This is a genomic window from Bradyrhizobium sp. P2_E8 (assembly GCF_056403875.1).
Genome location: NZ_JBFUES010000200.1, coordinates 1 through 9270 on the forward strand (window position 1 = coordinate 1; position 9270 = coordinate 9270).

At 63.6% G+C, this 9270-nt stretch carries 17 protein-coding genes and 1 pseudogene; 5 read left to right on the forward strand and 13 right to left on the reverse strand.

The genetic code is table 11. The features are described 5' to 3' along the window. Positions 1 to 517: non-homologous end joining protein Ku (gene ku / locus AC1D00_RS13685; RefSeq protein WP_477011030.1), on the reverse strand; the 517-nt coding region annotated here is incomplete at its 3' end. A gap of 170 nt (positions 518 to 687) precedes the next feature. Here ku and AC1D00_RS13690 point away from each other — a divergent pair. Then, positions 688 to 915: a hypothetical protein gene (locus tag AC1D00_RS13690; RefSeq protein WP_477011031.1), complete on the forward strand. Its 228-nt coding sequence runs from the start codon at positions 688 to 690 to the stop codon at positions 913 to 915. Then, positions 908 to 1156 carry a hypothetical protein gene (locus tag AC1D00_RS13695; RefSeq protein ID WP_464156933.1) on the forward strand — a complete coding sequence of 83 codons (249 nt, stop codon included), beginning with the start codon at positions 908 to 910 and terminating at the stop codon, positions 1154 to 1156. Before AC1D00_RS13690 ends, AC1D00_RS13695 begins: the two co-directional genes overlap by 8 nt. Before the next feature lie 18 nt (positions 1157 to 1174). On the opposite strand, the gene AC1D00_RS13700 is transcribed toward AC1D00_RS13695, so the two are convergent. Beyond that, positions 1175 to 1342 (reverse strand): hypothetical protein, encoded by a 168-nt coding sequence (locus AC1D00_RS13700; RefSeq protein WP_164988240.1) that lies wholly within the window; start codon positions 1340 to 1342, stop codon positions 1175 to 1177. A 175-nt stretch (positions 1343 to 1517) separates the two neighbouring features. Then, the gene (locus AC1D00_RS13705; RefSeq protein ID WP_477011032.1) at positions 1518 to 1649 is read right to left on the reverse strand and encodes a hypothetical protein; all 132 of its coding nucleotides are present in this window, start codon (positions 1647 to 1649) and stop codon (positions 1518 to 1520) included. 202 nt (positions 1650 to 1851) lie between these two features. On the opposite strand from AC1D00_RS13705, the gene AC1D00_RS13710 reads away from it, so the two are divergent. Continuing rightward, a complete protein-coding gene (locus AC1D00_RS13710) occupies positions 1852 to 2073 on the forward strand; it encodes a hypothetical protein (protein ID WP_477011033.1) in 222 nt (73 codons plus the stop codon). A 479-nt stretch (positions 2074 to 2552) separates the two neighbouring features. On the opposite strand, the gene AC1D00_RS13715 is transcribed toward AC1D00_RS13710, so the two are convergent. Then, on the reverse strand, positions 2553 to 2930 hold the full coding sequence (locus AC1D00_RS13715; RefSeq protein WP_477011034.1) for a response regulator: 378 nt from the start codon (positions 2928 to 2930) through the stop codon (positions 2553 to 2555). A 73-nt stretch (positions 2931 to 3003) separates the two neighbouring features. Continuing rightward, positions 3004 to 3366: a PRC-barrel domain-containing protein gene (locus AC1D00_RS13720; RefSeq protein ID WP_477011035.1), complete on the reverse strand. Its 363-nt coding sequence runs from the start codon at positions 3364 to 3366 to the stop codon at positions 3004 to 3006. 220 nt (positions 3367 to 3586) lie between these two features. On the opposite strand from AC1D00_RS13720, the pseudogene AC1D00_RS13725 reads away from it, so the two are divergent. Beyond that, positions 3587 to 3782: pseudogene (locus AC1D00_RS13725) on the forward strand (hypothetical protein). 11 nt (positions 3783 to 3793) lie between these two features. Here the strand turns inward: AC1D00_RS13725 and AC1D00_RS13730 are convergent. Beyond that, the gene (locus AC1D00_RS13730) at positions 3794 to 4015 is read right to left on the reverse strand and encodes a hypothetical protein (protein ID WP_211395629.1); all 222 of its coding nucleotides are present in this window, start codon (positions 4013 to 4015) and stop codon (positions 3794 to 3796) included. 650 nt (positions 4016 to 4665) lie between these two features. On the opposite strand from AC1D00_RS13730, the gene AC1D00_RS13735 reads away from it, so the two are divergent. After that, the gene (locus AC1D00_RS13735; RefSeq protein ID WP_477011036.1) at positions 4666 to 4875 is read left to right on the forward strand and encodes a hypothetical protein; all 210 of its coding nucleotides are present in this window, start codon (positions 4666 to 4668) and stop codon (positions 4873 to 4875) included. A gap of 34 nt (positions 4876 to 4909) precedes the next feature. Here the strand turns inward: AC1D00_RS13735 and AC1D00_RS13740 are convergent, their stop codons facing one another. The 7 genes from AC1D00_RS13740 to AC1D00_RS13770 form a co-directional block, all read right to left on the reverse strand. After that, a complete protein-coding gene (locus AC1D00_RS13740; RefSeq protein WP_477011037.1) occupies positions 4910 to 5452 on the reverse strand; it encodes a 4-hydroxylaminobenzoate lyase in 543 nt (180 codons plus the stop codon). A gap of 23 nt (positions 5453 to 5475) precedes the next feature. Then, complete coding sequence (locus AC1D00_RS13745) at positions 5476 to 5994, reverse strand: nitroreductase family protein (RefSeq protein WP_477011038.1); 519 nt, start codon at positions 5992 to 5994, stop codon at positions 5476 to 5478. Beyond that, positions 5888 to 6223 carry a nitroreductase family protein gene (locus AC1D00_RS13750; protein ID WP_477011039.1) on the reverse strand — a complete coding sequence of 112 codons (336 nt, stop codon included), beginning with the start codon at positions 6221 to 6223 and terminating at the stop codon, positions 5888 to 5890. Before AC1D00_RS13750 ends, AC1D00_RS13745 begins: the two co-directional genes overlap by 107 nt. A 30-nt stretch (positions 6224 to 6253) precedes the next feature. Next, positions 6254 to 6895, reverse strand: coding sequence for an HD domain-containing protein (locus AC1D00_RS13755; RefSeq protein ID WP_129272856.1), 642 nt, complete (start codon positions 6893 to 6895; stop codon positions 6254 to 6256). A 175-nt stretch (positions 6896 to 7070) separates the two neighbouring features. Continuing rightward, on the reverse strand, positions 7071 to 8045 hold the full coding sequence (locus AC1D00_RS13760; protein ID WP_477011040.1) for a GlxA family transcriptional regulator: 975 nt from the start codon (positions 8043 to 8045) through the stop codon (positions 7071 to 7073). 94 nt (positions 8046 to 8139) lie between these two features. Continuing rightward, entirely contained in the window at positions 8140 to 8643 is a 504-nt protein-coding gene (locus tag AC1D00_RS13765) for a cupin domain-containing protein (protein WP_477011041.1), read from the reverse strand. A gap of 11 nt (positions 8644 to 8654) precedes the next feature. After that, positions 8655 to 9270 (reverse strand): HD domain-containing protein (locus AC1D00_RS13770; RefSeq protein WP_477011042.1); only part of this gene is annotated, 616 nt, incomplete at its 5' end.

The window sequence follows — 9270 nt, forward strand, 5'->3', positions numbered from 1 at the left end:
CCTCGTACGGATAGCGCAGCAGCGTGCCGACGAGACCCTTGTCCATCGGCTCGAGCGCGATGATGTGCTCGCGGTTGGTTAACACCACGCGGCCGATCGCCACCTTGTCCATCTCGCGGATGGTCTCCCGGATCACGGCGAAGGCGTCGTGGCCGACCTTGCCGTCGGGGCGGATGTAATAGGGGCGGATCAGGTACCGGGGGTCGATGTCGGTCCTGTCGACGAACTCGTCGATCTCGATCGTTCGCGTCGACTCCAGCGCGATCTCCTCGAGCTCCTCCTTCGTGACCTCGATGAACTGGTCCTTCTCGAGCTGGTAGCCCTTGACGATGTCCTCGTTGGGGACCTCGTCGCCCGTGTCGGCGTCGACCTTGAGATACTTGATGCGGTGGCCGGTCTGCCGGTTGAGCTGGTTGAACGAGATCTTCTCGCTCTCCGACGTCGCCGGGTAGAGCGCCACGGGACACGTGACGAGGGAGAGTCTCAGAAACCCTTTCCAGTTGGCTCGGGGCGCCATGTTACGCAGAACTCCAGTTCGGGGCGGCCTGGATTCAAGACGAACGGGGCGGCGGGGTTCCGACACCGCCAGCGGCCGTCCCCGAAATTCAAGCCTGCCCCCTGCAGCGGACGTCAGCGAAACTCGGTGCCGGCGCTTGACTCCCGCGAACAAAATGAGAACATAATCCGATGACCGCCGCGCCCGAGCCATCCAGAGCGCCCATCGACCTGGAGGCCGCCGCCGACCAGGCCATCGCAGCCTGCGGCGGGGATGCCCGGGAGGCGGTCAGGGCGCTGCTCGTCGCCATCGACTTTCTCGAGGCCGAGGCCGACGAGCTCCGGACGAAGGTCTCCAAAGGTTACGCCCGGGGACCCCTCCCAGGGGCGCGAGAACGCAAGGATGAGGCAGATGTCTGAAGTGACCTACTATGTCGCTCTGCCGTTCGTTTTCTCCGACGACGGCATGGCCGCCGGCGAGGCGGCGGAATGCCTGAGCGCCAACGCCGCGGTGATGCGGGCGGAGGCGCTCTCCCGCAAGCCAGGCCATGCCGGCGCCATCGCGTTCTCGCGGACCGGGGATCCATCCAGCGGCGACTTCAGCGACGCCAAGCTGATCCGGAAGTTCGGCGACGTGCCGGACGATCTGAGCGCACTCTGACCAACGGCAAAACTCGATTCACTCGTCACTCCGACCGGCGGCATCTCCTGGGCCGAGCAAGCTCAGTGCGGTCTCGATCTGCGCAAGCTGCCTTTCGATTTCCTCGCGCTCGTTCGACCCTGGATCGCTCTCCAGTTGCGCCAGGAGCCGTTCCTTCCGCGCAAGCAACTTCGCGACGGTCGACATCGCACCCTCCCCGTATTCTGCAGCGGCATCCTTCAAAGAAGTTGGTGCGCCGGCGACGATCCCGCCAGTCCTGTGGCCGGCTACGGATCGCCCACCGCAGGCTGGATAGCCACAGACCCTGAATAGAAGACGGATGGACAACCGGCCTCGGCGCCAGGGCCGGATTCTTGGGAAGCTACTTGGCCGGCGGGCGCAGCGGGCTGTCCGCCCATTTTTGGGCGGAGGGGTTGTGCAGCGGATCCTCCTCGCAGGCGGGGCAGACATATCGCTCGCCGCCCCGGCCCGTCGGCTCGGAGACAAGCTTCATCGCTCTCCCGCAGTGCGGACACCGCTTCCTGATCAGGTGCAGCTCGGACATCTGGATTTCCCCACCGCGACCAGCTTAGTGCCGCAGCGAGCGCTCGCTCAAGGGAAATCGCGGAGCCGCCGCAGCGAACGACGCCGCTTGACGCTGCCGCCGCCGATGTCATCAACTTCTTCCGTCGGTAGGGTTGGTGGAGTGACGCGTCATGGCGCTGGAGCAGGAATTCTACCGGGCGATGGCCCATCGCGTGCGCGAACTGGCCGGAAGGGCCGACCCCTTCATCAGGCGGCGATTGCTGGCGCTGGCGGAGCGATACGAAGCCAAGGGCGGCAAGCCTTCTCCGCTGTCCCGGTCCGCCGAGCGTCCGTTGCCGCCGCTGCGCATCGTCCCGCCGGCCACGGCCATACCCGTGCCTGGCGAGGCCTGAGGGACCTCCTCGTCCTTGGCGGCTGGAGCGCGCCTGTCACTTGGCCCGACGGCGGCCTTGACGCCGTCCGTCATCGTCGACACGGGCAGCCCCCTTCGTGAACCAAGCAATCGCTCTTGCCGTTGTGCCGCATCCGGGCGCCTTCGACTGCATGCGCCGAGAGACAATCATGGGGACCGATTCACGCCAGCATCTCGATTCACGCGGCACTTGGGACCGGACCTACCTCGAGTCCCTGATCCGCGAGGATTTTAGCGATGTCATCCCGGCGAGACGCTGGAGGATCTCAAGCAGCGCGCGTCTTTTTCGAAGGAGGACAAAGGCATCCTACGGGATTGGATGGCGGTAGCGAGGCTCGCGCCGCGGCCGCACGCAAGGCCAAGGCATAGCCGGCGCGCTCGACGATCCGCTGATCCGCCGCCCCCATTGCGGGCTTGATCGAAGGATCGGAGCCTCACAACGATCCCGGTTCGACCCGGCTAGGCTCGGGTATCCAGTAGCTGCGAGACGGCGGCAGCCAATTGCGCCGGCGCAAAGGGCTTCTCGATCAGGAGGCTGCCATCGACGCCTTGCGATTTCCAGTCTGGCGCGCTGGCGCTCGTCATGTAGACCACGGGAAAGCCAGGCGTGATTTCCCTGATCTGCCGCGCCAGCTCCCATCCGTTGATGCCAGCACCCAGGTTGACGTCCGTTAGCAGCGCCCGACACTGCTCCCGGCCGTCTCGAAAGGTGGACATCGCCACCTCTCCCGACTGGACCGAGCAGGCCTCGAAGCCGCCGTCCGACAAGGCGTCCTCGATGAAGCTGCAGATTAGAGCTTCATCCTCCACCACGAGAACACGAACGACATTGCCCATTTTCAAGTCTCTTCGGCGACCGATGCGGTCGTCTTGCGTGGCGGCCGCGTCGGCCCGCGGGTGCCGTGCGGCCTCAAGCCACCGGCACACCATAGTAGGCGTTCACGGAGCGCGTGGTCGCCGGGTCGCTCCAGTTCCAACTGCTCTCGTCGGCGTATTTGGGAGCGCCGCGGAGCTGGTCCTGGGTAATGCAGGTGACATAACCGCCGAGGTTGGTGTCGTATTTCAGCGCTTGCCAGGGCAGCGGATAATGATCATCGCCGATGCCGAGCAGGCCGCCGAAGCTGAGCACCGCGTACGACACCTTGCCGCTGACCTTGTCGATCATGACGCGCTCGATGTAGCCTACCTTTTCTCCGTCGGCCCCGTACACGTTCGTGCCCTCGACCTTGTCGCTCCCGATAAGGCTGAAGGTCTCGCGATCTTCCATGGCCATGTTGACCTCCCGGATGTTGTCTTCCGGAGTCAACCGGACGACGATGGCTCCGTTCCTGACAGACGCCTCGGTGTCGTTGTTTCTCGCCATCGTCATCGATGGGCGCCGCCCCGCACGACGCGGCCCGCGCTGCCCCGTAGGGCGGCAGCAGGTCCAAGGTTCCTGCGGGCACCGGAATGGCGGCGGGGGACTGGGCCCTGCTCGACCGACGACGTCCGCTTTGCTGTTCGTCCCTTATGACGACGGCATCGCACCCGAACGCAGCCGCAGCCGTGATGAAGGCTGAAGCCTTCTCGCGCAAGCCGGGGCATATCGGCCCGCTTGCCTTCAGCCGCAGCGGTGCCACCGGCGACTTCGAACACGCGAAGCTGATTCGGAAATTCGGCGAGGTGCCGGACGACCTGAGCGCGCTGTGAAGCCGTTGGGTTCAGCTCTTCAAGTCGAACTGGCTGCGCAGCCTGTCAGCGATCGCTTCGATCATCGTGGAGCGCTCCGGGTCTTGTGGGCCGTCCGTTATGATCGCGACCTTCCAGGTGTCCTCGCAGGGCATGACCGAGATGGCTAAATCCGTCGGCAACTCGCTGATGTCTTCCATCTCCAGCCTGATCGCGGCCTCGAGCTCTTCGCGCGTTTTTGACGGCTTCTTCAAGCTGATTCTTTCACCGCTCGGAACGGGACCACCGCCTTTGGTTATCCGCGCGAGCGCGTGTTTTTGAACAGCGGGCCTTTGAGCCTTTGGCTATCCGCTACAGGCGCCGTACTCAAACGGCGGGCGATGGTCCAACGAGTCAAAGATGTCGTCGCGTTATCGTTCCGTTCGCCCGGCGCCTTCGACTGAAAACAGGTCAGTCGGGCTGCCTCGACCGCTGAGCAAGTCTACGCCGGAACGATGTCAGGCGCGCGTGCCCCAATCGGTGAGCAGCCTGCGCCGCGGTGTTCCTACCACGCCGAAAGGCGGAGGCGGGCGCGCGCCAGCGGCAACCTACTGCTCTGGCGGCCGCAGCGGGCCGTCGGCCTACTTGCGGGCGATCGGGTCGCGTAGCGGGTCGTCGTCGCAATTGGTGCACCGCAGCCCCTCCGGAGTTTTGCCGGAAAAAGCCTTCATCGGCCTGCCGCACGCCGGGCACGCCTTCCGGATAGGACACTGCCATCCGAATTTCCCCTGCGCGGGCCAGTCTACGTCCGCCGACATCGCGATCTGAATAGCGACCCGGAAAAATGCATGCGCGTGCCTGGCGCTTCTTGACTCCGATAGCCGGGGCTACTCAACTCTGGGCAGTGATGTTGTGGGGGTGCGTCATGGAGCAGGAGTTCTACCTGGGTCTCGCGCAGCGGGTCCGGGTCATAGCTGAGAAGGCCGATCCGTTCACCCGCCGTCGTCTGCTGGATCTCGCCAAGCGGTACGACGCCAAGGGCGGCATCTCGCGATCGGGACCGCCCGAGCGGCCGCTGCCGGTGCCGCGCACGACGCCGCCGGCTTCGATCTTCTCCGGACCTGGCGAGGCCTGACGGCGCAACCAGCCTTCGTTCGCGATGTTCGCACCTAACCGGCGGGAGCCTTGAAATCGTACGAGATGCGTCCGGCCGGGAGATAGAACAGCGCGATCACCGCACCGCCCCTGACCTCCGGATAGTGCCTGCTGCCCGGATCGGGCGACGTCCAGCCGGGTCCCTGCCAGCCCTGCAATCCCTTCAACTCCGCGCCCGCGTTCAAGGGTACCACAAGGTTGATCTCCCCATAGGGATGACCGTGATACTGCCCGCGCAGCACGTCGTGGTCGTCCTCGTCCTTGAACCGGCGTGGAGCAGCGCTGTTCATGTAAACCGCCGTGAGGCTGAACTGAAAGGTTTCGGCACTCGGCTCGAGGATGCGGCTGCGGCGGTAGTTCGGGCCGTCCACCTCCTGGTTCGCCGCCCGGCCCTCCTCGACCCCGATCTTGATCAGGTGGCACAGATCCTGATAGAGCGCGCTGCTTTCGCCGTACGTCTCGTTGAGCCAACGCTCCATATCGGCTCCGGGCGTCATATCCTTCACTTCGCGGAGAAAAGAAATGCTGCGCTGGATCAGTTCTTCTCGACTCGTCATGGCGATCTACTCCTGAATGTCTCTTACGCGTCCAATCCCAAGAACGTCGCGAACTCATCTACATTCGCCCGGGGCATCAATCGCTGCGCCTCACCTGCAGGCTTCCCGACCGAGATGCCGCACACCACCATCTGCTCCTTCGGAATCGAGAGCAGCGGGCGCAAGATCCGGTGATATTTCGAAAACGTCTCCTGCGGACACGACTGAAGTCCGCGCCCCGCTGCCGCCAGCATCACGTTCTGCACGAACATGCCAAGATCGAGCCAGCTTCCGGCTTCCAGCCGACGATCGATCGTCACGATCAGTCCCACGGGCGCTCCGAAGAACGTGTAATTCTTCGCGGTCTGCCTGCTTCTTGCCTCGGCATCGGCCTGGTGGATCCCGAGCGACCCGTAGAACAGCCGCCCAAACTCCTGCCGCCGCTTGAGGTACCGATCAGGTAACTCGCTGGCGTAATATTTGTACTCCGAGACGTGCTCGTCGCGGCACGTTTCGTGTGCGTCCAGCAGCGCCGCCGAGACGCGGGCCTTGGCGGCCCCCACCCAGCACGTAGACATGCCAGGGCTGAATGTTCGCGCCGCTTGGCGCGAAGCGCGCGACGTGGAGGATCTGCACGATCGTCCGTCGCGGGACCGGAGCATCGCAAAAGTCACGGCACGCGAACCGGCGGGTCATGATCTCGTCGACCGGGCTCTGCGCAGCGACGCACTCCTCGCTCGGTCCGATCACGGCTTCTTCAGGTCCGCACATCCTGGCTCGACTGGCGCTCATCTCGATTTGCTCCGCTCGAAGCAACGAAGGTCAGTTCGGCCAGGCCGAACCGAGGATGATCGAACAGAAGTTCTGGCGGACATAGGTCATGTCCTTCAGCGCAAGGACGTCGGCCTTGACGTTCCCGAACGTGGTCAACGGCTTCTTGACGATGCCTTTGGCGAAATGATCTATGATGTTCTCCTTGAAGTTCGTTTCGCGCGGATGATGGACGCAGACATGGTCACGCTGTTCATGCGTGAAGTCGTGATAGGCGATCCCGAGCACATCCATTTCGACGCCCGCGGTCACCAGCGCGATGGTGGGTCGCATATGCTCGGGAATACCTGGCGTGGTGTGGAGCGCGATCGCGGTCCAGACGTCCTCGATCTCACGCTCCGGCAGGCCGTAGCTTTTCATGAAATCACGCGCGGCATTGGCACCGTCGACCTCGAAGCGCAGGTCGGGACTGGAATACTTCTCTGTGAGGCCCATGTCGTGGAACATCGCGCCGAGGTAAAGTAGCTCCGGCTCGTACTTAAGGCCGTGGCGCTCGGCGGTGAGCGCGCCCCAAAGGAAGACGCGGCGACTGTGGTTGTAGAGCAGGTCGTCTTCGGTATCGCGCACGAGCTGCGTGGCGGCGCGGGCGATGGCACTGTCGGGCAGGCGGATGCCGGCAATGATCTCAGACATGGAGCGCTCTCCTTGTTTGCGTAGCGGGCTGGTTGCTTGCCCCTATTTGCCAACCGGGCACCGCTCCGCACAAGGAAGGGCATCCTGCGGATCAGGACAGCCGTACGTCCTTTTCTGACATGACGCTTCGCACGAAAGCAGCAGGCCAGCCTTGTCTTGCCGGGCAAAGCGCGGTCTATTCCGGTGTCGCCCGCCGGAAGCTCGCGCGATATTGGATGGGGCTGACTCCAAGACGGGCGGTGAACACGATCCTCATCCGATCCGCCGAGCCGAACCCGCAGTCGAATGCAACCGCCTTCAGCGGCCGGTCGCTTCCCTCCAGCATCATGCGCGCCGCATCGATGCGGGCGCGCTCGATGAATTCGTGCGGCGTGATCCCGGTCGCCTGCACGAAATGCCGGGCCAGATTTCGGGCGCTCATCCCGACAACAGCGGCAAGGGACTCCAGCGAGTGGCGATCCCCGACGTTCGCCATCACATGGTCCTGGATACGGGCGATCGGCGATTCCGGATCGGCTGGCGCGGTGAGATAGGGGCTGAACTGAGACTGTCCGCCTTGGCGCTGGGCGACTACGACCAGCCGCTTGGCCACTTTAAGCGCCGTCTCCGCACCGTGGCGCTGCCCGACCAGCGCCAAACCGAGATCTATTCCCGCCGTCACACCCGCGGCGGTGATCAGCCGCCCATCGCGGACATAGATCAAATCCGGTTCGACTTTTGCCTTTGGGAACCTGGCCGCCAGCGCCTGCGCATCCTGCCAATGGGTTGTGACACGCCGATCGTCGAGCAGACCGGCATAGCCAAGGACAAAAGCCCCGGTGCAGATCGAACCATAGAGGCTCGACCGCCACGGCAGCTCCTTGACCCACTGAAGCAAGTGCGGGTCAGGCTCCGTTTCAGGTGGGGTGGGCGTGCCGGCCACCAGAACGATGTCGAACCCACCCGTCGCCTCCTCAAGCGTTAGATCGGCAATAAGCCGTATGCCGTTCGAGGCGCGCAGCGGATTGTGGTGAGCAGCAACGAGTACGGGTTCATAGCGGTCGGCACTGTCGAGAAAAGTGTTCGCTTCGCTGAACACGTCCATCGGCCCTGCCACGTCCAAGGCCTGGACCCCCTCGTAGACGACGATCGCGACGGCTTGTACCGGCACCTTTAATGCCTCTCCAGTCGGGCGCCTTATTATGCATGTCGTTCACGCAGTGCAAAGGGCGGGCGGTGTCTGGACAGGCGAGCCTGTCGCGCCATTATTTCGGTCCTGCGTCCTTGTCGGGGATCGTCAATGCCCCGTCTTTGGAATCGACCACGAAGACCGCGAGCAAGCTGGCTGGCTCCGTGTCGCTCGCGTTCTCGCTGATCCTGTGATGAGAGCCTGGGGTTTCATAAAATCCCTCGCCTGTGCGAAAGACCTGCGCAGGGTCATCGCCGACCTGACTGCGGATGGCCCCGGACAGCACATAGGCGTAGATGAAGGCCGACGCTGCGTGGCGGTGAGGCAGCGATTTGCTCCCGGGCGGATAACTCACCAGGACAGCAGCCATTCTCTTTCCTTCAACGTTGGGCAGTGCGTGCTCGAAGACGAGCTTGACTTGCTCCCGATCCTGAGCGATCGCGGGCGAAGCTCCCGCAATGGCTACTGCTACGACCGCCGAGAACGTCGTTCGTAGCAGTTCTATTCCCTGTCTGGGCGTGATTGCTGAAGGGCGTAGCAGCGCAGCTATCCGATTGGGGAATGCACTGATCGACATCATGACCTCCTCTTCTAGTGAGACCAGGGCGAACCCGCGATCAAGTCGCAGGCGTTGGGGCTCTTGAACCCCGGCATGAAGCGTTCGCAGACCGCGGCGTTGACGGTGCCGTACGTGGTCGCCGGCTTGTGCGCAAAGCCGGCGAAATACTCCCGAACGAAGCCTTCCTTGAAATTCGTGCGGGGATATTTGGCGACGATCTCCTCGCGAAGCTCCGCGGGAAACTGATCGAACCCTACCCCGATGACATCGAGCAGAACACCTGAATTGAGGAGCGCGACCTCGGGACCCATGTACTTCGGAATGCCGGGGGTCGTGTGCAGCGCGATCGCCTCCCAGACCCTCTGCACCTGGTCTTCGGCAATGTTGTGGGCGCTCAGAAACTGTCGGGCGGCGTTCGCGCCATCGACCTCGAAGCGTTCGTCCGAGCTGGCGAAATTCTTGACGAGACCGAGATCGTGGAACGCGGCGGCCACGTACAGAAGTTCAGAGTCAAAACGCAGCTTCCTCTGACGGCCCTGCTCCACCGCAAACAGGAAGACCCGGATCGAGTGATTGAAGAGCAGATCGGTGGAATGCTCGCGCAGTACGTCTGTCGCCTCCTTCGCCAGCAAGGAATCGGGAATGACT

Bases quoted from the DNA above. Each gene is read 5' to 3' on its own strand.
- AC1D00_RS13735 (WP_477011036.1), top strand. From the start codon at position 4,666: ATGGAGCAGGAGTTCTACCTGGGTCTCGCGCAGCGGGTCCGGGTCATA.
- AC1D00_RS13695 (WP_464156933.1), top strand. From the start codon at position 908: ATGTCTGAAGTGACCTACTATGTCGCTCTGCCGTTCGTTTTCTCCGAC.
- AC1D00_RS13690 (WP_477011031.1), top strand. From the start codon at position 688: ATGACCGCCGCGCCCGAGCCATCCAGAGCGCCCATCGACCTGGAGGCC.
- AC1D00_RS13740 (WP_477011037.1), bottom strand. From the start codon at position 5,452: ATGACGAGTCGAGAAGAACTGATCCAGCGCAGCATTTCTTTTCTCCGC.
- AC1D00_RS13715 (WP_477011034.1), bottom strand. From the start codon at position 2,930: ATGGGCAATGTCGTTCGTGTTCTCGTGGTGGAGGATGAAGCTCTAATC.
- AC1D00_RS13705 (WP_477011032.1), bottom strand. From the start codon at position 1,649: ATGAAGCTTGTCTCCGAGCCGACGGGCCGGGGCGGCGAGCGATATGTC.
- AC1D00_RS13700 (WP_164988240.1), bottom strand. From the start codon at position 1,342: ATGTCGACCGTCGCGAAGTTGCTTGCGCGGAAGGAACGGCTCCTGGCG.
- AC1D00_RS13720 (WP_477011035.1), bottom strand. From the start codon at position 3,366: ATGGCCATGGAAGATCGCGAGACCTTCAGCCTTATCGGGAGCGACAAG.
- AC1D00_RS13765 (WP_477011041.1), bottom strand. From the start codon at position 8,643: ATGATGTCGATCAGTGCATTCCCCAATCGGATAGCTGCGCTGCTACGC.
- AC1D00_RS13755 (WP_129272856.1), bottom strand. From the start codon at position 6,895: ATGTCTGAGATCATTGCCGGCATCCGCCTGCCCGACAGTGCCATCGCC.
- AC1D00_RS13710 (WP_477011033.1), top strand. From the start codon at position 1,852: ATGGCGCTGGAGCAGGAATTCTACCGGGCGATGGCCCATCGCGTGCGC.
- AC1D00_RS13750 (WP_477011039.1), bottom strand. From the start codon at position 6,223: ATGAGCGCCAGTCGAGCCAGGATGTGCGGACCTGAAGAAGCCGTGATC.